Source organism: Streptomyces sp. NPDC041108, from assembly GCF_055592645.1.
The window spans coordinates 57,936-80,487 of record NZ_JBVIYK010000015.1 but is presented as its reverse complement, the minus strand read 5'-3'; the positions used below and the strand labels follow the sequence as shown (position 1 = coordinate 80,487).

General features: G+C 73.3%; 21 protein-coding genes. 10 read left to right on the top strand and 11 right to left on the bottom strand.

Annotated features, from left to right (window positions below):
• Nucleotides 1-35: 35 nt before the first annotated feature.
• The gene (locus ACZ6BB_RS32830) at nucleotides 36-917 is read left to right on the top strand and encodes a Bax inhibitor-1/YccA family protein (RefSeq protein ID WP_471618755.1); all 882 of its coding nucleotides are present in this window, start codon (nucleotides 36-38) and stop codon (nucleotides 915-917) included.
• A gap of 94 nt (nucleotides 918-1,011) precedes the next feature.
• Here the strand turns inward: ACZ6BB_RS32830 and ACZ6BB_RS32825 are convergent, their stop codons facing one another.
• Nucleotides 1,012-1,242, bottom strand: a complete 231-nt coding sequence (locus tag ACZ6BB_RS32825; RefSeq protein ID WP_471618754.1) for a DUF4287 domain-containing protein — start codon at nucleotides 1,240-1,242, stop codon at nucleotides 1,012-1,014.
• Nucleotides 1,243-1,345: 103 nt separating this feature from the next.
• Between ACZ6BB_RS32825 and ACZ6BB_RS32820 the strand changes: the two genes are divergently transcribed.
• Complete coding sequence (locus tag ACZ6BB_RS32820; protein ID WP_471618753.1) at nucleotides 1,346-1,657, top strand: hypothetical protein; 312 nt, start codon at nucleotides 1,346-1,348, stop codon at nucleotides 1,655-1,657.
• Nucleotides 1,658-1,804: 147 nt separating this feature from the next.
• Here the strand turns inward: ACZ6BB_RS32820 and ACZ6BB_RS32815 are convergent, their stop codons facing one another.
• From ACZ6BB_RS32815 to ACZ6BB_RS32805, 3 genes are all read right to left on the bottom strand, one after another.
• On the bottom strand, nucleotides 1,805-2,587 hold the full coding sequence (locus tag ACZ6BB_RS32815) for a hypothetical protein (RefSeq protein WP_471618835.1): 783 nt from the start codon (nucleotides 2,585-2,587) through the stop codon (nucleotides 1,805-1,807).
• A 295-nt stretch (nucleotides 2,588-2,882) separates the two neighbouring features.
• Complete coding sequence (locus ACZ6BB_RS32810; RefSeq protein ID WP_471618752.1) at nucleotides 2,883-4,100, bottom strand: acetyl-CoA C-acetyltransferase; 1,218 nt, start codon at nucleotides 4,098-4,100, stop codon at nucleotides 2,883-2,885.
• A gap of 501 nt (nucleotides 4,101-4,601) precedes the next feature.
• Entirely contained in the window at nucleotides 4,602-5,696 is a 1,095-nt protein-coding gene (locus ACZ6BB_RS32805; RefSeq protein WP_471618751.1) for an SGNH/GDSL hydrolase family protein, read from the bottom strand.
• A gap of 157 nt (nucleotides 5,697-5,853) precedes the next feature.
• Here ACZ6BB_RS32805 and ACZ6BB_RS32800 point away from each other — a divergent pair, with 157 nt between their 5' ends.
• Nucleotides 5,854-7,242: a cystathionine beta-synthase gene (locus ACZ6BB_RS32800; protein WP_471618750.1), complete on the top strand. Its 1,389-nt coding sequence runs from the start codon at nucleotides 5,854-5,856 to the stop codon at nucleotides 7,240-7,242.
• A 456-nt stretch (nucleotides 7,243-7,698) separates the two neighbouring features.
• Here the strand turns inward: ACZ6BB_RS32800 and ACZ6BB_RS32795 are convergent, their stop codons facing one another.
• On the bottom strand, nucleotides 7,699-8,127 hold the full coding sequence (locus ACZ6BB_RS32795; RefSeq protein ID WP_471618834.1) for a hypothetical protein: 429 nt from the start codon (nucleotides 8,125-8,127) through the stop codon (nucleotides 7,699-7,701).
• Nucleotides 8,128-8,462: 335 nt separating this feature from the next.
• On the opposite strand from ACZ6BB_RS32795, the gene ACZ6BB_RS32790 reads away from it, so the two are divergent.
• From ACZ6BB_RS32790 to ACZ6BB_RS32780, 3 genes are all read left to right on the top strand, one after another.
• Nucleotides 8,463-10,046: an aromatic amino acid ammonia-lyase gene (locus ACZ6BB_RS32790; protein ID WP_471618833.1), complete on the top strand. Its 1,584-nt coding sequence runs from the start codon at nucleotides 8,463-8,465 to the stop codon at nucleotides 10,044-10,046.
• Nucleotides 10,046-10,906: a MurR/RpiR family transcriptional regulator gene (locus ACZ6BB_RS32785; protein WP_037724962.1), complete on the top strand. Its 861-nt coding sequence runs from the start codon at nucleotides 10,046-10,048 to the stop codon at nucleotides 10,904-10,906. Before ACZ6BB_RS32790 ends, ACZ6BB_RS32785 begins: the two co-directional genes overlap by 1 nt.
• Before the next feature lie 106 nt (nucleotides 10,907-11,012).
• Nucleotides 11,013-11,579 carry a hypothetical protein gene (locus tag ACZ6BB_RS32780; protein WP_471618749.1) on the top strand — a complete coding sequence of 189 codons (567 nt, stop codon included), beginning with the start codon at nucleotides 11,013-11,015 and terminating at the stop codon, nucleotides 11,577-11,579.
• A gap of 13 nt (nucleotides 11,580-11,592) precedes the next feature.
• Here ACZ6BB_RS32780 and ACZ6BB_RS32775 read toward each other — a convergent pair whose 3' ends face one another.
• From ACZ6BB_RS32775 to ACZ6BB_RS32750, 6 genes are all read right to left on the bottom strand, one after another.
• Nucleotides 11,593-12,300, bottom strand: coding sequence for a lipoprotein (locus tag ACZ6BB_RS32775; protein WP_471618748.1), 708 nt, complete (start codon nucleotides 12,298-12,300; stop codon nucleotides 11,593-11,595).
• Between the two features lie 162 nt (nucleotides 12,301-12,462).
• A complete protein-coding gene (locus ACZ6BB_RS32770) occupies nucleotides 12,463-12,837 on the bottom strand; it encodes a roadblock/LC7 domain-containing protein (protein WP_159768319.1) in 375 nt (124 codons plus the stop codon).
• A gap of 16 nt (nucleotides 12,838-12,853) precedes the next feature.
• Nucleotides 12,854-13,450 (bottom strand): roadblock/LC7 domain-containing protein, encoded by a 597-nt coding sequence (locus tag ACZ6BB_RS32765; RefSeq protein WP_471618747.1) that lies wholly within the window; start codon nucleotides 13,448-13,450, stop codon nucleotides 12,854-12,856.
• Between the two features lie 37 nt (nucleotides 13,451-13,487).
• On the bottom strand, nucleotides 13,488-14,549 hold the full coding sequence (locus ACZ6BB_RS32760) for a hypothetical protein (RefSeq protein WP_471618746.1): 1,062 nt from the start codon (nucleotides 14,547-14,549) through the stop codon (nucleotides 13,488-13,490).
• Nucleotides 14,546-14,944: a hypothetical protein gene (locus ACZ6BB_RS32755; protein ID WP_471618745.1), complete on the bottom strand. Its 399-nt coding sequence runs from the start codon at nucleotides 14,942-14,944 to the stop codon at nucleotides 14,546-14,548. Before ACZ6BB_RS32755 ends, ACZ6BB_RS32760 begins: the two co-directional genes overlap by 4 nt.
• A gap of 428 nt (nucleotides 14,945-15,372) precedes the next feature.
• On the bottom strand, nucleotides 15,373-16,836 hold the full coding sequence (locus ACZ6BB_RS32750; protein WP_471618744.1) for a type III PLP-dependent enzyme domain-containing protein: 1,464 nt from the start codon (nucleotides 16,834-16,836) through the stop codon (nucleotides 15,373-15,375).
• Between the two features lie 121 nt (nucleotides 16,837-16,957).
• Between ACZ6BB_RS32750 and hutU the strand changes: the two genes are divergently transcribed.
• From hutU to hutI, 4 genes are read left to right on the top strand one after another with little or no spacing between them, the layout of a single operon-like run.
• Nucleotides 16,958-18,622, top strand: a complete 1,665-nt coding sequence (hutU, locus tag ACZ6BB_RS32745; RefSeq protein WP_471618743.1) for a urocanate hydratase — start codon at nucleotides 16,958-16,960, stop codon at nucleotides 18,620-18,622.
• The gene (locus ACZ6BB_RS32740) at nucleotides 18,619-19,920 is read left to right on the top strand and encodes an allantoate amidohydrolase (protein WP_471618742.1); all 1,302 of its coding nucleotides are present in this window, start codon (nucleotides 18,619-18,621) and stop codon (nucleotides 19,918-19,920) included. Before hutU ends, ACZ6BB_RS32740 begins: the two co-directional genes overlap by 4 nt.
• Nucleotides 19,917-21,257, top strand: coding sequence for a formimidoylglutamate deiminase (locus tag ACZ6BB_RS32735; protein ID WP_471618741.1), 1,341 nt, complete (start codon nucleotides 19,917-19,919; stop codon nucleotides 21,255-21,257). The genes ACZ6BB_RS32740 and ACZ6BB_RS32735 overlap by 4 nt, the downstream gene beginning before the upstream one ends.
• Nucleotides 21,254-22,549 carry an imidazolonepropionase gene (gene hutI / locus ACZ6BB_RS32730; protein ID WP_471618740.1) on the top strand — a complete coding sequence of 432 codons (1,296 nt, stop codon included), beginning with the start codon at nucleotides 21,254-21,256 and terminating at the stop codon, nucleotides 22,547-22,549. The genes ACZ6BB_RS32735 and hutI overlap by 4 nt, the downstream gene beginning before the upstream one ends.
• Nucleotides 22,550-22,552: the final 3 nt, after the last annotated feature.

Here is a 22,552-nt window from a genome sequence, read left to right as displayed (position 1 = left end):
GCCAAGGCCACGCAGGGTGGCCATGGAGGAGTGAAATGAGGAGCAGCAACCCGGTCTTCTCGCGACGGGGGTTCAGCCGCGACAACGGCTACGCGGGCTTCAACACCGCGCCGCAGGCCGGGGGAGCAGCTGTCGGCACCCAGGGCAACCCCTACGCCCAGCAGGGCGGCAACCCGTACGCGACGAACCCGTACGCCCAGCAGGGCGTGCAGCACGGCGTCCCGCCGCAGGCTCCGGCCCGCACGGGCGCCATGACCATGGACGACGTCGTCATGCGCTCGGCCATGACGCTCGGCACGGTCGTCGTCGGCGCGGTCCTCGCCTGGGCCCTCCTGCCGGTGTCGCCCACGAGCTACGGCCTGGCCATCGGCGCCGCGCTCATCGCCTTCGTCCTGGCGATGGTGCAGTCCTTCAAGCGCAAGGCGTCGCCCGCGCTGATCCTGACGTACGCGGCCTTCGAGGGTGTCTTCCTCGGCGTGCTCAGCGAGATGTTCAACACGCAGTGGGAAGGCGCGCCCTTCCAGGCGGTGCTCGGCACGATGGCCGTCTCCGGCGCCACGCTGCTGGTCTACAGGGCGGGCTGGATCCGGGTCACCGCGCGGTACGCCCGCATCGGTATGACCATCGCGATCGCGTTCGTCCTGGTCATGGCGGTCAACCTGCTCCTCGTCGTCTTCGGGCTCGCCCCGGACGGCGGACTGCGCAGCATGGGCCCGCTCGGCGCGATCGTCGGCATCCTGGCGATCCTGCTCGGCGCGTTCTTCCTCACCCTCGACTTCAAGCAGATCGAGGACGGCATCGCCTACGGCGCCCCGCGCGAGGAGGCCTGGCTGGCCGCGTTCGGCCTGACCATGACCCTCGTGTGGATCTACGTCGAGATGCTCCGTCTGGTCGCCATCTTCAGCGGCGACGACTAGGAGTGAAGCCCAGGAGACGGGAGTGATCCCGCCCCGGCGATGAAGGGCCCCCGGACCTCACGGTCCGGGGGCCCTTCGTAGGTTCTCGGCGGCTTCAGCGGAACTTCCGCGCGGCCCTCCTCAGGTCGTACTCGTGAATGATCGCTTTGGCGTGTCCGTACGCGAGGTCGTACTCGTGCCGGAGCCAGCTGACCTTCTCCTCGAAATTGTGGAGAGCGGGGCCGTCGTCGACTTTGCGGAGCCAGTCGGAGACTTCACGACCGGTGCAGTGAGGGATGCGGGCGAGCAGGTTGCGGTGGGTCTCCTCGGAGAAGACTTGGGACATCGGCGCCTCCGGACGAAAGGGAATGTAAGCCGGTCCTTCAGGTCACGTTGCCTGAGTGGCGGGCTGTTGGCAACAGTCCGGTGGAGGCGCGTACTCTCGCGGCGTGCTTGATACGACGCCGTTGACCCGTGCCGTGGATCATTTCGCCGACCGGCTGCGGGCCGCCCCGCAGAGCCGTCTGCAGCGGGGCGCCGCCGCGGAGGCGCTGGCGCTGGCCAGGGAGATGGCACGGCGTGCCCAGGGGCTGGAGGCGCCGGGCACGGACGCCCGGGAGATGCCGGACGTGGGGATGTTCGCGGCGGCCGATCAGGTCATGGTCGCCGGGAACGATCTCGCGCTGGTGCTCGGTGACGAGGGCGCGGTGGCGGAGGCCGTGGCGCTGGTGGAGGAGGCTCAGCGGCGGGCCGGTGTGTGAGCCCGGGGCGCGGGCGCGCCGTTCACGCGTGGTGGCGTCCGGCGATGCGCTCGGCGCTGACGTCCGGGTGACGCCCGGCGGTGACGTCCGAGGGGCCTGCGCCGCCACTTCCCACGGTGACCCCTGCGGCTGATTCCGCGGTCGCCTCTACAGCGACGCGATCACCCTGTCCGCCAGGATGTAGACCATGTCGTCGCCGCACTCGAACGTCAGGGTGTACGCGCCCGAGATGCCCGAGCCGCCCAGGAGGACCGGGGTGTCACCGGTCTGCAGGGCCGTGGCCAGGCGCTCGGCGGTCTCGCGGTGGCCGGGGGTCATACAGAGCGTGGTGCCGTCGGCGAAGACGTAGACGTCGAGGGTGCCGAGGGGGCCCGGACGGACGTCGGCCAGCTCGGTGCGGGAGGCGGCGAGGTCCTCCAGGCAGGCGACCGTGCGCTCGTGGTCGTTGGCGACGGGCGACTGAACCGGCACGAAGTCGGGGTGCGAGGGGTGCCGACGGCGGGCCGCGGCCAGCTCCGCCGGGTCCGGGGCGTACTCGTCGCCCTCCAGGCTCGGCTCGATCACCGGCTCCAGGTGCTCCAGACCCGCGAAGTCGGACTGCCGGGGCAGGAACAGGTCGCTGTCGGGCAGCCCCAGCAGGGAAGGCGCGTCGGAGACGTCACGGGACTCCTGCGCCGCCCAGAAAGCCCTCGCCTCGGCCAGCTCACGCTCCCGCTCCTCGGCGAGCGCCTCGGCGACGGCGGCGCGTATCTCCTCCGTGTCGGCGGCCGGCCGGGCGGCCGGTACCGGCACGCGCACCCTCGCGGCCCGGCTCTCGGCCAGCTCGGCGCGCAGGGCGGTGACCTGTCGGCGCAGCCCCGTGAGGGTGCGCAGGACGGCGACGCCCACGGCCGCGGTGGCGGCCGTGGTGAGCAGCAAGGCGATCGGCATGGCGCTCACTGACGTACTCCCGGTTCAAAGTCGACCCCCGACTTCCTACATCAGCTTGAAGGGCGGACTAACCAGCTGTCAGTGCGTAACGTCACGAATCGGGCAGGAATCTGGGCCCGATGTTTGGTAGTGAAACCACTCTGAGCTGCGTAAATCCCTCTCCGAAGGGAGATAGGTCACATCCTGGGGGAGATTGGATCACAAAACGGCCCGGAGCCCTTGGGAAATCGGGACTCCGGGCCACGGCATCGCGGTGCGCGTTCGAACAGTCACGGCTCCGCGTGCGGGCTGCGGGTCAGCTGAGGCGCTCGATGACCATCGCCATGCCCTGACCGCCGCCGACGCACATCGTCTCCAGGCCGAACTGCTTGTCGTGGAACTGGAGGGAGTTGATGAGCGTGCCGGTGATGCGGGCGCCGGTCATGCCGAAGGGGTGGCCGACGGCGATGGCGCCGCCGTTCACGTTCAGCTTGTCCAGCGGGATGTCCAGGTCGCGGTAGGACGGGATCACCTGGGCGGCGAAGGCCTCGTTGATCTCGAACAGGTCGATGTCGCCGACGGTCAGGCCCGCACGGGACAGGGCCTGCTTCGACGCCTCCACCGGGCCGTAGCCCATGATCTCGGGGGAGAGGCCGGAGACGCCCGTCGAGACGATCCGGGCGAGCGGGGTCAGGCCCAGCTCGCGGGCCTTGGTGTCCGACATGATCACGAGGGCGGCGGCGCCGTCGTTCAGCGGGCAGCAGTTGCCGGCGGTGACCAGGCCGTCCTCGCGGAAGACCGGCTTCAGGCCCTGCACGGCCTCCAGGGTGACGCCCGCGCGCGGGCCGTCGTCCTTGCTGACGACCGTGCCGTCGGGCAGTGTCACCGGGGTGATCTCGCGCTCCCAGAAGCCCTTGCCGATGGCCTCCTCGGCGAGGTTCTGCGAGCGGACACCGAACTCGTCCATGTCCTCACGGGTCACGCCCCACTGGCGGGCCAGGTTCTCGGCGGTCTGCCCCATCGCGATGTACGGGTCGGGGAGCAGGCCGTCCTCGCGCGGGTCGTGCCAGGAGGCGCCGACCGACTTGGAGACGGCCTCCGTGCGGGCCTCGGCCTCGGCGAAGAGGGGGTTGCGGGCGGTGGGGATGTCGCTGGTGCCGCGCGCGGTGCTGCTGACGACCTCCACGCCCGCCGAGATGAAGACGTCGCCCTCGCCGGCCTTGATGGCGTGCAGGGCCATGCGGGACGTCTGGAGCGAGGAGGAACAGTAGCGGGTGACGGTGCAGCCCGGCAGGTGGTCCATGCCCAGCTGGACGGCGACAATACGGCCCAGGTTGTGGCCCTGCTCGCCGCCGGGGAGGCCGCAGCCGAGCATCAGGTCGTCGATGTCCTTCGGGTCCAGCTCCGGGACCTTCGCGAGGGCGGCGGCGACGATCGTGGCGGTCAGGTCGTCGGGGCGCAGGTCCTTCAGCGAGCCCTTGAAAGCGCGGCCGATGGGGGAGCGGGCGGCTGAGACGATCACGGCTTCGGGCATCACGGCTCCATTGGCATGCGACGGAAAGCAGGGCTGTGGGGGAAGTTACCCGTACGTATGGGCGGGGTCACGGGTAGTCGGGTGTGACGCCGACCGCACTTTTCTAAGCGCTTGCTTTTTTCTTGGGGCGCCCAGTGACTCGGGGGTGGCGGTTCGTCGGCGGGTGGGGGCCCGGTGGGGCTTCTCGCGCAGTACCCCGCGCCCCTGAGAAGCAGGCGCTGCGCCCCATGCTTTTCGCCCCGCAGCTCCGCCGCTTCCCGGGCCGCAGCCCCGCTGCCCGTGCGACCCGCAGCCCCGCTGCCTCCCGGGCCGCGGCCCCGCTGCCCGTGCGACCCGCGGCCCCGCCGCCTTCAGGGCCGCAGGGCCGTGGTCTTTCAGGACTGCGGGGCCTGATGCTTTCAGGACCGCAGGGCTCGATTCTTTCGGGGGCGCGGGGCCTGATGCTTTGCGGGGCGGGGAACAGCGAGAGGAGTCCCACCGGGCCGCACGGGCAGCCCCGGGCTACGAGGCGCCCGGCTGCGCCTCCGCGGCAGCGCTCGGCGCCGGGTCGGTGGCCGGCACCCGCCGCCGGCGCCTCCGCTTGAGCAGGGCCCAGGGCCCACGCGGCCCCGTCGGCATCGCGGCCGTCACCTCGGTGCCGGGCTCGGACGCGGCCTCCGCGGCCGCCCGGGCCACCGGCAGGAATCCCTCGCGGCGGCTGACGTCCGGCCGCTCCTCGTCCGCCGGCCACAGGCCCAGCGCCGCGCAGACCGTCGGCAGGATGGCCATCGCCGCGGTCGCGTAGCCCTCGGCGGAGGGGTGGTAGTTGTCGGGCCCGAACAGCTCCCGGGGGTTCTGTTCGAACTCGGGGCCGAGGAGGTCCCCCAGCGACACGGTACGGCCGCCCTGCTCGACGGTTCCGATCGTCTGGGCGGCCGCCAGCTGCCGCGAGGCCCGGCGGGCGAGCCAGCGCAACGGCTGCTGCACCAGCTCGATCGTGCCGAGGTCGGGACAGGTGCCCACCACCACCTCGGCCCCCGCGGTCCGCAGCCGCCGTACGGCCGCCGAGAGGTGACGGACGGACCGGGTCGGGGGCATCCGGTGGGTCACGTCGTTCGCCCCGATCATGATCACGCACACGTCGGGGACCTGGGCCGGATCCTCCAGGACCAGCGCGACCTGCCGGTCGAGGTCGTCCGACTGGGCGCCCGGCAGCGCGACGTTGCGCAGCAGCACCGGGCGCTCCGCGACGGCCGCCAGCCCCGAGGCGATCAGCGCGCCCGGGGTCTGCCGGGACCGGTGGACGCCCTGGCCGGCGGCGGTGGAGTCGCCGAGCATGACGAGGCGGAGCGGGGGATCGTCGGGGACGTCGTACGAACTGCCGTACGAGCCGTAGCCGTACGCGCGGCCGTACCGGCTGCCGTGCGTGTGACCGTACACACCCTCCGCGCTCGGCGGGTGCGGGCTGTGCCCGTTGCCCACGACCCGCTTGGCCATCCGTACCTCGGCCAGCAGCACACCCACGGCGGCGGCGCCCAGCAGCCCGATGCCGCCTCCGCCGTATGCCGCGCCCGCCGCGATGCGGCGGGCCACCCGTGCTCTCGACATGCTCGTCATGCGTCGCCGCCACCTCCTCGTTCCCGTACCCACTCCTTGCCCCGTACCTGCCCTCGGCCAATCCCGACGACGGGTGAACAGGGAGGAGAAGAGTGAGGGTGGGGCTTAGGCTGGCGGAACATTACGACCATCCCTTTTTGCGGCTCCGGAGACAACGGTGCAATTTCACGACTCGATGATCAGCCTCGTCGGCAACACCCCGCTGCTGAGGCTCAACAGCGTGACCGAGGGCATTCAGGCGACCGTCCTGGCCAAGGTCGAGTACTTCAACCCCGGCGGTTCCGTGAAGGACCGCATCGCGCTGCGCATGATCGAGGCGGCCGAGAAGAGCGGCGAGCTGCGGCCCGGCGGCACCATCGTCGAGCCCACCAGCGGAAACACGGGCGTGGGGCTCGCCATCGTGGCCCAGCAGAAGGGGTACAAGTGCATCTTCGTGTGCCCCGACAAGGTGAGCACCGACAAGATCAACGTGCTTCGGGCCTACGGCGCCGAGGTCGTCGTCTGCCCCACCGCGGTCGCCCCCGAGCACCCCGACTCGTACTACAACGTCTCCGACCGGCTGGTGCGTGAGACCCCCGGGGCCTGGAAGCCCGACCAGTACTCCAACCCCAACAACCCGCTCTCCCACTACCACTCGACCGGCCCTGAACTGTGGGAGCAGACGGAGGGGCGGATCACGCACTTCGTGGCGGGCGTGGGCACCGGCGGCACCATCTCCGGCACCGGCCGCTACCTGAAGGACGCCAGCGACGGCCGTGTCCAGGTCATCGGCGCCGACCCCGAGGGGTCCGTGTACTCGGGCGGCTCCGGGCGGCCGTACCTCGTCGAGGGCGTCGGTGAGGACTTCTGGCCGACCGCGTACGACCGGACCGTCGCCGACGAGATCGTCGCCGTGTCCGACAAGGACTCGTTCCAGATGACCCGCCGCCTCGCCAAGGAGGAGGGCCTGCTCGTGGGCGGCTCCTGCGGCATGGCGGTCGTCGCCGCGCTGAAGGTCGCCGAGCGGCTCGGCCCGGACGACGTCGTGGTCGTCCTGCTGCCCGACAGCGGGCGCGGCTACCTCAGCAAGATCTTCAACGACGAGTGGATGGCCGACTACGGCTTCCTGGAGGACGAGGGCCCGAGCGCCCGCGTCGCCGACGTCCTGAACGACAAGGTGCACGGCGCCATCCCCTCCCTCGTCCACATGCACCCGGACGAGACGGTCGGCCAGGCCATCGAGGTGCTGCGGGAGTACGGCGTCTCGCAGATGCCGATCGTGAAGCCGGGCGCCGGACACCCGGACGTCATGGCCGCCGAGGTGGTCGGCTCCGTCGTCGAACGGGAACTGCTGGACGCGCTGTTCACCCAGCGCGCCTCGCTCGACGACCCGCTGGAGAAGCACATGTCGGCGCCGCTGCCGCAGGTCGGCTCCGGAGAGCCGGTGGGCGACCTGATGTCCGTGCTCGGTAGGGCCGACGCGGCGATCGTGCTGGTCGAGGGCAAGCCGACCGGTGTCGTCAGCCGGCAGGACCTGCTCGCGTTCCTCGCCAAGGGCGGGGCGTAGCGGCGGGAGCGCCGGCGGCGCTCCCGGCCGGACGCGCGTACGGAGACGAAATGCCCGCAAAGGGCCCCCTGCGTCGAAAATTGTTGCGAGGCAGGGGTTTGGCTTCGCAGAAGTGGTACGAGGGCGTCACGTCCACGCAGCACTCGCTTAACACGGGTCCGGCACATTGATGGGTGTCGGCAGGGCGGGAGCGGCTCCCCGCCCCGGCCGACGACGAAACGGCGTCAAGGACCTCCGGAGCGGCTCCCGGACCTCCATGGACGCCACGGACGCGCAAGCCCGGTCCTGACCCGGCCCGCGTCCCCGCGGGGACCGCCGTCGTCCCGCCCCCCGTCACACGGGGGTGCGGCGGTCCCCGCGCACACCTCTTCCGGGGACCCCGCGCGGGTCACTCCCGCCGGTCAGGGTCACCCCCATCGGTCCGGGTCACCCCCCCCGTCAGTCCGGGGCACCCCGTCAGTCCGGGTCACCGCTCCTGCGCCCGAGTCGGCGCAGGGCCGACGAACCGCGCAGGGCCCAAGCCAGGTTCACACCCACGATGCCCGCCCAGGTGACGAAGAGACCCCGGAAGTCGGCCACGCCGCCGCCGATGCCGGACAGGGGGATGGCGGCGACGAGGGAGACGACGCCGAAGCCGTAGCGTTCGCCCCAGCTGTCGGTCGACCTGGGAGTGCGGCTGCCGCGGGCCACCACCATCTGCTGCTCGGCGACCTGACGCCGGACCCTGCGGTCCACCGCGCCGTCGATGCGCTGGTCGACCTTCTCCAGGAACGAGTCGACGAGCGCCGACTCGTAGTCCTCGCCCAGCTCTCGGCGGGCGTGCAGGGTCGCGGCGAGTTCCTTCTTCAGCTCGGTGTCCCCGAGCTGGGTGTCACGAGCGTCCATACCGGTCATGCTGTTCACGGTAGGGAGCCGAGGGCGGCCCGGCACTGGGGTTAGCCCCCCTGTTGTCGCACCGGTTCTCCCGCGTCTCACGGCCGCACGCCCCTCCTCGTGCGGCGTGACCCCGTACCTCTCGCGGAAGCCACGGCTGAAGTCCCCGGAGTCGGTGAACCCGCGGCATCACTTGCCCTGCCTGCATAGCCTCATGCAGAGTTCTCCATGTCTGAATATCCGGTGGCCGACCGACCGGTGGCCGACCGACCGGTGGCCGACCGACCGGTGGCCGACCGACCGGTGGCCGAACACCGGTGTCCGTGCGGGGCTGGAGGCTGCGGATGATGTCCTCTCCGATCGTGGGTGCGTCGGACGCCGCCGCCCTCGCCGGGCGCGGCGGTCTCGTCGTCCTCGACGGGCATGCCGTCGGGGTCGCCGACGTCGTCCGGCTCGCCGACGGGACCGCGCGGCCCGTGCCCGGCAGTGAGGCGATGCGGCGGGTCGAGGAGTCCTGGGACGCGGCCCGGCAGATCGCGGCGACCGGACGCGTGTACGGCCGCTCCACCGGCGTCGGCGCCAACCGCAGCGAGGACGTGCCCACCGAGGCCGCCGCGGAGCACGGTCTGCGGCTGCTGCGCAGCCACGCGGGTGCCGTCGGGGAGGAACTGCCCGCCCGCCAGGTACGGGCCATGCTCGCCGTCCGCGCCAACCAGCTGCTCGCGGGCGGCGCCGGACTCCGGCCGAGCGTGGTCACCGCACTCTGCGAGGCGCTGGAGAGCGGGGCGTACCCCGTGGTGAACGAGTTCGGGTCCGTCGGGACGGGCGACATCGCGGCACTGGCCCAGATGGGGCTGGCCCTGGCGGGGGAGCACCCGTGGCGGGGGCCGGGCGCCGGCGGGGAGGCCGGGGCGCGGTTCGAGGCCGGCACCGGGGTCCCCGAGGCGCAGCCGCTCGACAACAACGACGCCCTCGCGCTGATCAGCAGCAACGCGCTCACGCTCGGACAGGCCGCGCTCGCGCTCCACGAGCTGCGGGGGCTGATCGCCGCCACCCAGGTCGTGGCCGCGCTGTCGCTGCTCGCCGTGGACGGCTCGCACGAGGCGTACGCGGCGCCCGTGCACGTCGCGCGCGCCCACCGGGGGTCGCGCGAAGTGGCCCGGCGCATGCGGGGGCTGATCGGGGCGGCCGACCGGCCCACGCCCCCGCTGGGCCGGATCCAGGACCCGTACGGCTTCCGGTGCCTGCCGCAGATCCACGGGCCTGCCCTGGACGCGGCCGACGCCCTGGAGGGCGTCCTGGAGGTCGAGATCAACGCGGCGGCGGAGAACCCGCTGATCTGCCCCGAGGACCTGGCCGCCTACCACCACGGCGGCTTCTACCAGGCCCAGCTCGCCCTCGCCCTCGACCACTTCAGGCTCGCCGTGACCCAGGTCGCCCGGCTGTCGACCTCCCGGCTCTCCTCGCTCAACGAGCCCGCGTACACCCGGCTGCGCCCCTTCCTCGCCGACCACGTGCCCGCCTCCTCGGGCGTGATGATCCTGGAGTACGCCGCCGGAGCCGCCCTCGGCGATCTGCGGGCCTTCTCGGCGCCCGCGTCGCTCGGCCACGCTGTACTCTCCCGGGGCGTCGAGGAACAGGCCAGCTTCGCCTCGCTCGCCGCCCGGCAGACACTGCGGGCGTGCGGCCCGTACCGGCTGGTCGTCGGCTGCGAACTGGTCGCCGCAGTGCGGGCGTTGCGCCAGCGGGACCTGCGGCCGGATCCCGGACTGCCCGTCGCGCGGGCGCTGGAACTGGCCGAGACCGTGCTCGACGCGGACCCGGCCGACCGGCCGCTGACGGCGGACGTCGGCGCGGCGGCCGTACTGCTCGACCGGTTCACCGACATCTGGACGGACGTCCAGGCTGACCCACCGAGGGGGAGCGCGTGATGAGCGCGGACAAGGGCACGGGCGTGACGGACAGTCCCGCCGCGCGGCTGCAGGCGCTCTTCGAGGGGCACCGGCTGACGCCCACGCAGCGGCGCATCGCCCACAGCATGGTGCGGCGGGCGGCAGACGTGCCGTTCCTGTCCAGTGTGGAACTGGCGGAGCTGGCCGGGGTCAGCCAGCCGTCCGTGACGCGCTTCGCGGTGGCGCTGGGCTTCGACGGCTACCCGGCGCTGCGCCGGCACCTGCGGGACGTCGCGCCCGCCGAGCCGGCCCCGGACACCACCGCGTACAACGAGTACCAGCAGGCCGTGGAGGCCGAGATCGAGAACCTGCGGCATCTGGCCGAGGTGCTCGCCGATCCGGGCCCGGTCGCGCGGGCCGGGCGCCTGCTGGCCGCGTCCCGCCCGCTCCCGGTGCTCGGACTGCGGGCCGCGGCCTCCCAGGCGTACGGCTTCGGCTACTTCGCCGCCAAGGTCCACCCGGACGTACGGCTGCTGCACGAGGGCGGCAGCATGCTGCACGACCGCATCGACGCGGCCGTACGCGCGGGCGCGAGCGCGCTGCTCTGCTTCGCGCTGCCCCGGCATCCGCGCGAGGTCGTCGAGACCCTGGCGTACGCCAGGGAGGCTGGCCTCTTCGTCGTCACCGTCGCCGACTCCGCGTTCGCGCCCGTCGCCAAGGTCTCCGACCTGCTGCTGCCCGCCGCCGTCGGCACCGGGTTGGCCTTCGACACGGCCTGCGCCCCGATGCTGCTGGGCCGGGTGCTCCTGGAGGCCATGTGCGACGACCTGCCGGAGGCCCAGGCCCGGCTGGAGGAGTTCGACGCGAGGGCGGCGAGCAGGGGCCTGTTCGTCGAGTAGGGCCGCCGGCCGGGAGATCCCGGTGATTCTCAGGAGCGTTTCACGTTCGCCGGATACGGTGCCCGCGACCGTCGTGACGACGCCGGGAGCACGGGAGGGGACAAGCGTGGCGCGCGGAGGGCAGGGGCTCGCTCGGGTGGCCGTCGTGGTGCGGGCCGGGGCGGGGCCGTCGTGGTGGCTGGGACTGGTCGCGGCGGGGGCCGGCGCGGTGCAGCCGGGGCTGACCGGGCGGCGGATCGGCGTGCTCGCCGGGGCGGCGCTGTTCCTCCTCGCCGCCGGCGCGGTGGCGTGGGCCCGGCGCGGCCGGTACCTCGCGCCGGAGCGCGCGGCCGTGCGCGCCGGCAAGCACGACGTCCTCCAGGACCGTGCCGTGACCCTGCGCAACTGGCGCCGGGGCCATCGCTGGTGGCTGCTCCTCGCCTTCGCGCTCGCCCTGGGCTCGTCCCTCGTGCTCCCCGCGGCGGGCGGTCTGCTCCTCGCCGGAGTCGGCACCGGCCTGCGCCTCAGGGCGGCCCGGCTCGGCCGCCGCGAACGCACCGCGGGTCACCTCTACTGGGTCCCGGTGGACCGGCTGTCCGCGCGGGGCGGCGGGCCGGCGGGCAAGCGGGTGGACGGGTACCGGGTCACCGGGATCGGCGCGGGCGACGCGGCACCCGGGGGCGGACGGCGGTAGGCCGCGCGCCCCCTCAGACGGTGCTCAGGGTCCGCCTGGCCAGCTCGTACGCCGGGAGCATCTCCTCGTGTTCCTGGGTGTCGAGGCCGCCGAGATGGACGACGACGGGCCCCTTCGGGGTGACCGTCAGGAAGGCCCGCTCCTTCTTGGTCTCGTCCAGGGCCTCGCTGGTGTAGAGGTACTCGACCTCGGCGCCGGAGACACCGGAGTCCGAGCGGAACGCGCGGTACTCGGCCTCACCGGTGTCGCCCTCCGCCGCCACGAACTCCTTGAGCAGGGCCTTCGCGTCCCCGCCCCTGGCGCCGGCCTCGCCGGTCCACACGCGGATGAACCCGATGTTCCCGGCCGGCTTGGCGTCGATCTCGCACGCGGCGGTGAACGGGCCCTGGTGCAGCAGGCCCTCGGCCAGCTCGGCCGCGAGCTCGTCCTCCTCGGAACCGCTCCCGCCGCCGGGTGCCCCGGTCTCGACGGCCTCCGGCCGCCACTTCTCGGCGGTCTCGAAGGTGACCGGAAGCTCGCAGGCGGAACCGGCCGCGCCCACGCTGCCGCCGCTCCTGACGGCGTCCTGCGACGACCCCGACCCGGACGGCTCCTGCGCCGACCCGCCGGCGCTCGCCGACGGCTTCCCGCCGCCGTCCCCCGCCGGTTCCGCGCACCCCGTCAGCACCCCGGCCAGCAGCGCCAGCTGCGCCAGCACCGTCCCCCGTACCACTCTGCCCACCGTCGTCCTCTTCTCCTGGTCCCAGGGCGGACACGGTAGCGGAGAGGGAGGGCGGCGTTCGCACGAGTGTGCGGGCGGAGGCCGGGGTCGGGCAGTGCCGGGAACGTGCTCGGCGGCGCTCCCCGGGTGGGGTGCGCCGCCGGAGCCCCGGTCTCGGTCGGGTCAGACCTCCAGCTCCGCCTCGATCCGCCGCAACTGGTGCCTGGCCATGGCCAGGTTGGCCCGCTTGGCGTCGAGGACCAGGTAGAGGAAGAGGCCGTTGCCGCCGCGGCCGGTGAGCAGGCGGATCAGGTGGTACGCGTCGGACAGGGTGATCAGGATGTCCTCGATCTCGCCCTTGAGGCCGAGGTGCTCCATGGTGCGCAGCTTGGCGCGGACGACGTCGGTGTTCCCGGCGGCGGCGACGGTGAGGTCGAACCCCTTGCTGCCGCCGATCGTGCCCAGTGCCATGCCGCTGGTGTAGTCGACCAGGGCGGCGCCGGTCGCGCCCTCGATGGACGCGAGGGCCTCTTTCAACGCGGTCTCGGTGTTGGCCATGGTGTGCGGTGTCCTTTCAGCTCTCACTGGTGGTAGGTGCGTTGGGAGTGGTTCGGGGGGTGGTGCGCGAGGGGGTGGCACGGGGAGTGCGGCGGGGCATGGTCGACCTGACCGTGGCCTTGGCCGGTGCCGGGGACGCGGCGGCGGCCGTGGGCGTGGCCGTGCTCGTGGTCCTCGCCACCGCACGGGCCGGGTTCCTGGTGACAGGCAGGGCCTCGGCCGCCGCGGTCTCGTCCGGCCGGGGCACGGCGTCCATCAGCTCCCCTATCCGGCCGCCGGCCCGGCGGCCCTCCAGGTGCAGCCGGCCCACGTTGACCCGGTCCTGGGCCAGCAGCGTCAGCACGGCGGAGGAGCCCGCCGCGTACGTGGCCACATAGCCGTGGTCACCCCGCAGCAGCAGTTCGCGCAGCTCGCCCCGGCCGGCGGTGTCCGTCATCCGTACGGCGACGCCGAGCGCGGCGGCGGTGAGTGCCGCGAGGCCCTCCGGTTCGACGCCGGGGGTGTCGTGGGCGAGGACGAGCCCGTCCACGCTGGCCGCGAGCGCGCCGGTCAGCTGGGGTACACGGGCCCTCAACCGGTGCAGTTCGTCGAGGACTTCGGCCTCCGCGGCCATGAGCAGTCTCCTCTCGGCGGGACGCTCCCGCTGCCGCTCAAAGGGCCTCCAGCGCATCCCTGAGCCTTTGCAGTAGAGCCACGTCGGGGTCTGTGGTGGTGAGCGGCCAAGGTGGGGCGAGGGGCGAGACCTCGCCGGCGGTCACGGGTCCGGCGGTCACGGGTCCGGCGCTCACGGGGCCGGCGGCCGAGTGGCGGCCCGGAGCGGCCGGTGGGATGAGGGGGCCCAGGGCCGCCGGTGGGGTGAGGGCGCCCGGATCGGGCGGTGGTGCGGTGTGGGCCGGGGCGACCGGCAGGGCGGTGTGGCCCGGGTGCGGGGCGGGGGAGTGCTCGGGGTGGGTGGCCCGGGAGTGGTGGTCCGGGCCGGCCGGCGCCGGTGGGGTTCTCACCGGGGAGTGCCGGGTCGCGGATATCAGCCCCGCGGCCGCCAGCCGCCGTACGTCCACCAGGGTGTGGAAGGCCGGGCGTCCCAGGGTGAGGGAGATCTCGGCGGCCGTGCGCAGGCCGTTCACCTGGCCGAGCACGGCTCCCTGGCGGGCCGGGACCGGGGGCACACCCTGGTCGGCGGACCTGGTCAGCGGCGCGTCGTCCGTCTCGGCGTCGGGCCAGATGCGGTGCAGCAGGTCGCGGCGGCGCCGGGCCTCGCGCGCCACGGCGGCCACCGGCACCGGACGGATCGGCCCCAGCCAGTGCGCGGCCCCGTAACGGAAGCTGGCCGGCGCGCTGCCCGGGCCGAGCACGAAGTACGCCGCGTCGAAGAGCGCCCCCGCGTGGCACAGTTCGAGAGCGCCCCGCGCGACCCGGCCGCTGTCCACGAGGAACCGCCCGACCCGCAGCCCTGCTCCGGCGGTGTCGACCGCCTCCCGCCAGCCGTCGCGGTCCAGGATGCCGCCGGTGGCGAGCAGCACGTCGAGGCCCGGGGAGCGGGGGCTCTCGGCATGCACGACCTCCCCCTCGGACAGGTACAACGAGCCGCTCTCGCGCAGCAGTACGCCGGTGGCCCGCTCGGCGGCGAGCCGGCTCAGCATCGGTGAGACGGCCTGCCGGAAGTGTTCGCCGCGCACGGGCAGCGGGGGCGCCGGTGTGGTGATCACGCTCATGCCAACACCAGCCGTCCCGCCATCTCGCCGAGCCGGATCCGGGCCAGCGCGAGGTTGCCGTCCGAACGGGCCAGCCACAGGTGCAGGAACACACTGCTGTCGAACGTCGTCCGCACGAAGCGCAGCACGTGGTACGTGTCCCGGTTGCTGACGATCAGGTCCTCGACCGGCAGATCCGCACCGGACCAGTCCGAGCCCTCCTCCGGCGCGAACGCCCGGTGCTCCGCCGCCAGCCGTGCCAGCTCCGCGGCCTCCGCCGCGGTCGTCTCGTGGTCACCGCCGGGTGCGTCCCCGACGGTGCCCAGGGCCAGCCCGCTGGTCCAGTCGACCACCGAGGCGCCCAGGGCACCGGGCAGCCTCATGGCCTCCACCAGACACTCGTCGATTCCGGGCACCGTGGCTCCCCTCCTGCCTGCGGTTCGGTTGAGTGACGCAGACGCTACGCAACGTGTGCGTGAGGAGTGAGTGATCTGGCATTTTCCAGCGGAACATGCGGAGAGGTGACTAAGGTGGGTCGACTTGCCTGCTTTTCACCGCTGTTGGGTGCCGGGCGGTACGCCGACGCGCTGAGGTGCGCCTATGCGGCCGGGCCGCATACCGGGCGCGGGCGGGGCGCCGGCTGTTCCTCATTCTGGGGGGCGCGAGGGGCGTGCATGTGGTGCGCATCCATGGGCCGGGCGCCCAGGGGTACTTCCGGGCGCTCCCTGGTGACCCGGGGCGCGGGGGGCATCGGGCCATCGGCCACGCCCTGTGGCCGCGGTCGCCGCACCACGGTTCCCCCGGACCGGACCGGACCGGACCGGGCCGGACCGCACGGCGCCGGTCAGAGCCCCAGCAGCCCCGACCTCTCCGCTCCCCCCGCCTCGGCCACGATCTGCTCCACGGTCTGCGCCCGCCGCACCACCGCGAACCGGGTGCGGCCGTCCCCGGGGGCGTACCCGTAGATCCCGGGCCGGGGCAGGGAGTTGTACGCGTAGTGGTGCGCGAAGTAGTACGCGCCGGTGTCCAGCGCGGCCGCGTAGTCGCCCGGCTCCAGCAGTGGCAGCGAGCGCCCCTCCGCGAGCAGGTCCCCCGCGAAACAGGCGGGCCCCGCCACGTCCTGCACCGCCACCGGTCCGTGCTTCGCCCGGCCCTTCGCGTCGTACGCGGCGATCCGCAGCGGCCAGGACCCGGGCGCGTACACCGTCCGCGTCGCCACCTGCACCCCCGCGTGCGTGACCGCGATGGCCCGCCCGCCGGCGCTCTTGGTGTACTCGACACGGGCCACGATCGTCCCGTGCTTCGCCAGCAGCGACCTGCCGAACTCGGTCACCAGCCCGTACCGCCCGTCGAACAGCCCAGGCACCGCCTCCGCGAGCAGTCGCGCGTACTGCTCGTACGTCGGTGTCGCCGCCTCCGACGCGAAGTTCACCGGCAGCCCGCCGCCGATGTCGATGGTGTCGATCTGCCGCCGCCCGATCCGCCGGTTGATCTCCTCCGCCAGTTCGTACGTCTCGGTGATCGCCCGTGTCATCAGCGACAGCGGCATCCCCTGGGACCCGCTGTGCGCGTGCAGCCGGCTCAGCCAGGGGCGGTCCAGGTACGCCTGGACGACCCACTCCCGGGCGCCTTCGTCCCGGAGCGCCACGCCGAACTTGGAGGTGGCCGTCGCCGTGGACAGCGCGTCGATCGCGCCCGAGCCGACCTGCGGGTTCACCCGGATGCCGACGGGGGAGCGGGTGGTGGCCGACCGGACGAGCGCGTCGATCCGGGCCAGTTCCTGGGGATTGTCCGCGTTGACCGCGATGCCGAGCGCCAGCGCCTCCCGCAGCTCGGCCGGGGTCTTGGCGGGCGAGTCCAGCACGGTCCGCCTCGGCGGCACCCCGGCCGCCCGCGCGAGGGCCAGCTCCCCGGCACTCGCGACCTCGGCGCCGATCCCCGCCTCGCGCAGCAGCCGCAGCACGGGCACCAGCGGCGTCGCCTTCACCGCGAACGCGTGCAGCACGGGCGTCCCCGGCGCCGTCACCGCGTCGAACGCCGTCCGCAGCGCTCCCGCCGAGGCCCGGATCCCGGTGACGTCGAGGAGGGCGACGACCGGGGTGTCGGGGGACAGCAGCCCCTGCTCCACCGCCGCCCGCACGGCCTCGTCCCGCCGGGCGGCCCGCTCGCCGTCGGTGTCGTACAGCCGCAGCGTCGGCTCGCCGTCCCCGGCCGCCTCCTCGTGCCGGGCGGCGGGCCTCTCCCCGCCGGTCCCGTTCGTCACGTCTCCCATCCCGTCCCCCGCTGTCGTGTCGTCGTCCGAGCCCATGGACCCAGTGTGTCCAGCCAAACACCCACGGCGCGCCGCCGCTGGCCCTACCGCTGTATTGACTAGCTCTATTCAGCAAGTCAGGATGTGAATAGTTGCTGTATAGAGCTGGAGGCAGACCGTGTCAGGACCCCGCCCCGTTCGAGCGCCGCGCGGTACGGAACTCAGCACCCTGGGCTGGCAGCAGGAAGCCGCCCTGCGCATGCTGCAGAACAACCTCGACCCCGAGGTCGCCGAGCACCCCGACAAGCTCGTCGTCTACGGCGGCACGGGCAAGGCCGCCCGGGACTGGCGCTCCTTCGACGCCATGGTCCGCACGCTGCGGACCCTCAAGCAGGACGAGACCATGCTGGTCCAGTCGGGCCGCCCCGTCGGCGTCATGCAGACCCACGAGTGGGCGCCCCGGGTCCTCATCGCCAACTCCAACCTCGTCGGCGACTGGGCCAACTGGGAGGAGTTCCGCCGGCTGGAACAGCTCGGGCTGACCATGTACGGCCAGATGACCGCCGGTTCCTGGATCTACATCGGCACCCAGGGCATCCTCCAGGGCACCTACGAGACCTTCGCCGCCGTCGCCGCCAAGAAGTTCGGCGGCACCCTCGCCGGGACCATCACCCTCACCGCCGGACTCGGCGGCATGGGTGGCGCCCAGCCCCTCGCGGTCACCATGAACGACGGCGTCGCGATCTGCATCGACTGCGACCCCCGCGCCATCGAGCGCCGCATCGAGCACCGCTACCTCGACGTGAAGGCCGACTCGCTCGACCACGCCCTCCAGCTGGCCGTCGAGGCCCGCGACGCCCGCCGCCCGCTCTCGATCGGCGTCCTCGGCAACGCGGCCGACCTCCTCCCCCAGCTCCTCGCGTCGGGTGCCCCTATCGACATCGTCACCGACCAGACCTCCGCCCACGACCCGCTGGCCTACTTGCCCGTGGGCGTCGACTTCGACGACATGGCGTCCTACGCGGCGAAGGACCCGGCCGGCTTCACCACCCGCGCCCGCGAGTCGATGGCCCGGCACGTCGAGGCGATGGTCGGCTTCCAGGACGCCGGCGCCGAGGTCTTCGACTACGGCAACTCCATCCGCGGCGAGGCCCAGCTCGCCGGCTACGAGCGGGCGTTCGCCTTCCCCGGCTTCGTCCCCGCCTACATCCGGCCCCTGTTCTGCGAGGGCAAGGGCCCCTTCCGCTGGGCCGCCCTCTCCGGCGACCCCGCCGACATCGCCAAGACCGACAAGGCGCTCCTCGACCTGTTCCCGGAGAACGAGTCCCTGCACCGCTGGATCAGGATGGCCGGCGAGCGTGTCCACTTCCAGGGCCTGCCGGCCCGCATCTGCTGGCTCGGCTACGGCGAGCGGGACAAGGCCGGCGAGCGGTTCAACGACATGGTGGCGAGCGGGGAGCTGGCGGCACCGCTGGCCATCGGCCGCGACCACCTGGACTGCGGCTCCGTCGCCTCCCCCTACCGCGAGACCGAGGCCATGCTCGACGGCTCCGACGCCATCGCCGACTGGCCGCTGCTGAACGCGATGGTGAACGTCGCCTCCGGCGCGTCCTGGGTCTCCCTGCACCACGGCGGCGGCGTGGGCATGGGCCGCTCCATCCACGCCGGCCAGGTCACGGTCGCCGACGGCACGAAGCTGGGCGGCGAGAAGATCCGCCGCGTGCTGACCAACGACCCCGGCATGGGCGTCATCCGGCACGTCGACGCGGGCTACGACATCGCCGAGTCCGTCGCCGACGACCGGGGCGTACGGGTGCCGATGCGCGAGGGTGAGGACGCGTGACCCAGCGCGAAGGGGGGCGCGACGGCAGCACCGAGGCGGGAGCGCATGAGCGCGTCCCCCGCCCCGCCACCGGTGGTGCCTCCTTCCACGAGATGTGGCGCGACCTGAAGCCCATCGGCCGGCACCCCGGCTCCGGCGGCTACCGCCGGTTCGCCTGGACCGCCGCCGACGCCGACTGCCGGGCCTGGTTCGAGGAGCAGGCCGAGGACCGGGGCCTGCACCACGAGGTCGACCGGAACGGCAACCAGTGGGCCTGGCTCGGCGACCCCACCGCCGGGGACGCCGTGGTCACCGGGTCGCACCTCGACTCCGTGCCCGACGGCGGGGCCTTCGACGGCCCCCTCGGCGTCGTCTCCTCCTTCGCCGCGCTCGACGAACTCCGCGCCCGGGGCGCCCGGTTCGACAAGCCGCTCGCCATCGTCAACTTCGGCGACGAGGAGGGCGCCCGCTTCGGGCTGGCCTGTGTGGGCTCACGGCTGGCCACCGGGCAGCTGACCGCCGAGCAGGCGGGACGGCTCACCGACGGGGACGGCGTCACCCTCCCCCGGGCGATGGAGGCCGCCGGATACGACCCGGAGGGCATCGGGGCCGACCCGGAACGCCTCGCGCGCATCGGCGCCTTCGTCGAACTGCACGTCGAGCAGGGGCGGGCCCTGGACCTGTCCGGGGACGCCGTCGGGATCGCCAGCGCGATCTGGCCGCACGGGCGCTGGCGGTTCGACTTCCGCGGCGAGGCCAACCACGCCGGCACGACCCGGCTCGTCGACCGCCGGGACCCCATGCTGTCGTACGCGGAGACCGTGCTCGCCGCCCGCCGCGAGGCCCGGTTGGCCGGCGCCGTCGCCACCTTCGGCAAGATCTCCGTCGAACCGAACGGGGTCAACGCCATCCCCTCCCTCGTACGCGGCTGGCTCGACTCCCGCGCCGAGGACCAGACGACGCTGGACACGGTCGTCGGCGCGATCGAGGAGGCGGCCCGCGACTACGCCCAGGAGCACGGCATCGAGCTGGACGTCGTCCGGGAGTCATTCACGCCCGTCGTCGAGTTCGAACACGCGCTGCGCGACGAGATCGCCCGCATCCTGGGCCGGGACACGGCCGACCTGAAGGTGCCGGTCCTCGGAACCGGTGCCGGACACGACGCCGGGATCCTCTCCGGGACCGTCCCGACCGCCATGCTGTTCGTGCGCAACCCGACAGGCGTCTCGCACTCCCCGGCCGAACACGCCGCCGAGGACGACTGCCTGGCCGGGGTGACCGCGCTCGCCGACGTACTGGAAGGGCTGGCCCGCAGGTGACGGAGACGACCTACTGGCTCGAACACGCCTGGCTCGGCACGCACGTCGAGCCGGGCGTGACCCTCACGGTGACCACCGACGGCCGCGTCGGCGCCGTGCGCACCGGCACGCCCGCCCCGCCGCCGGGCGCGGTCGTCCTGCGCGGCCTCACCCTGCCCGGCCTCGCCAACGCCCACAGCCACGCCTTCCACCGGGCCCTGCGCGGCACCGTGCAGGTCGGCTCGGGCACCTTCTGGACCTGGCGCGAGGTCATGTACCGGGTGGCGGACCGGCTGACCCCGGACACCTACCGCGCCCTCGCGCGGGCCGTGTACGCGGAGATGGCGCTGGCCGGGATCACGGCGGTGGGCGAGTTCCACTACGTGCACCACGCCCCCGGCGGCACCCCGTACGCCGACCCGAACGCCATGGGCGAGGCCCTCGTCGAGGCCGCCGCCGAGGCGGGCATCCGGATCACCCTCCTCGACACGGCCTACCTCTCCGCAGGCTTCGGCAAGGCACCCGACCACCACCAGCTCCGCTTCTCCGACGGCACGGCGGAGGCATGGGCGGAACGCTGTTCAGTTCTCAAGGACCGGGATCACGCGCGGATCGGTGCGGCCGTGCACTCCGTACGAGCCGTGCCGGCCGGGCAGTTGGCGACCGTGGCGCGCTGGGCCGAGGAACGGCGGGCCCCGCTGCACGTGCACCTGTCGGAGCAGACGGCGGAGAACGACGCCTGCCACGCGGCACACGGCCGCACCCCCGCCCAGCTCCTCGCCGACCACGGCGTGCTGGGCCCCCGCACGACGGGCGTGCACAACACCCACCTCACCGACGAGGACATCGCCCTCATCGGCGGCAGCGGCACCGGCACCTGTATGTGTCCCACGACCGAACGGGACCTCGCGGACGGCATCGGACCGGCCGTCGCCCTGCAACGGGCCGGCTCTCCGCTCTCCCTCGGCTCCGACAGCCACGCCGTCATCGACCTGCTCGAAGAGGCGCGCGCGATGGAGCTGAACGAGCGCCTGCGCACCCGTACACGCGGTCACTGGACGGCGGCGGCCCTCCTGCGGGCGGCCTCGGCCGACGGCCACGCGGCGATCGGCTGGGACGACGCCGGCACCCTGGAGACGGGCGCGCTCGCCGACTTCACGACGATCGCGCTCGACTCGGTCAGGACAGCGGGGCCGCTGCCACGGCTCGGCGCGGAGACGGCGGTATTCGCCGCGTCGGCAGCGGACGTGTCGCACACGGTGGTGGGAGGTCGGCACGTCGTACGGGACGGGGCGCACACGCGCGTGCCGGATGTGCCGAAAGCCCTCGCGGACGCCGTCGCAGCACTGCGCGGATGACCCCGGCCGGCCCGCCCCCGAGCCGGCGCCCCGACCCAGAATCCGAACCGACCGCCGACCAGGCAACCAAGGACGCCATGAGCAGCCCGACGACCGACAGCCCCGCCCACTCGGCGAGCACCGCCAGCACGCTCATCACCAACATCGCTGCCCTGGTCACCAACGACCCCTCTCTCGGCGACGGTTCCCCTCTCGGACTGATCCAGGACGCGGCCGTCGTCATCGACGGTGAACGCATCGCGTGGACCGGTGATCAGAGCAAAGCACCCGCCACTGACAATCGGGTCGACGCCGGTGGACGGGCGGTGATTCCGGGCTTCGTGGACTCCCACTCCCACCTCGTCTTCGCGGGTGACCGGACCGCGGAGTTCAACGCCCGCATGTCCGGCCGGGCCTACAGCGCGGGCGGCATCCGGACGACCGTCGCCGCCACCCGCGCCGCCACCGACGAGGAACTGGAGGCCAACCTCACCCGTTACCTCCGCGAGGCCCTCCGTCAGGGCACGACCACCTTCGAGACGAAGTCGGGCTACGGCCTGACCGTCCACGACGAGGCACGGGCCCTGCGCATCGCCGCCCGGCACACGGACGAGGTGACGTATCTCGGCGCCCACATCGTGTCCCCCGACCACGCCGAGGACCCCGCCGCCTACGTCGCGCTCGTCACCGGCGAGATGCTCGACGCCTGCGCTCCGCACGCCCGTTGGATCGACGTCTTCTGCGAGAAGGGCGCCTTCGACGGCGACCAGGCCCGCGCGATCCTCACGGCGGGCAGGGCCAGGGGCCTGCATCCGCGCATCCACGCCAACCAGCTGTCGTACGGCCCCGGCGTCCGGCTCGCCGTCGAACTGGACGCGGCGAGCGCGGACCACTGCACCCACCTCACCGATGCCGACGTGGACGCCCTCGCGAGCGGCCGGACGGTCGCCACACTCCTCCCCGGCGCCGAGTTCTCCACCCGCGCCGAGTGGCCCGACGCCCGTCGCCTCCTCGACGCGGGTGTCACCGTCGCCCTCTCCACGGACTGCAACCCGGGGTCGTCGTTCACCTCGTCCGTCCCCTTCTGCGTCGCCCTCGCCGTACGGGACATGGGAATGACACCGGACGAGGCGGTCTGGTCGGCCACGGCGGGGGGCGCGCGGGCGCTCCGCCGCGACGATGTCGGCCGGCTCACGCCGGGCGCGTACGCCGATCTCGCGCTGCTGGACGCGCCCAGCCATGTCCACCTCGCCTACCGACCGGGAGTGCCCCTGGTCACGGGCGTGTGGCGCAGGGGCGTCCGCGTCGTCTGACCG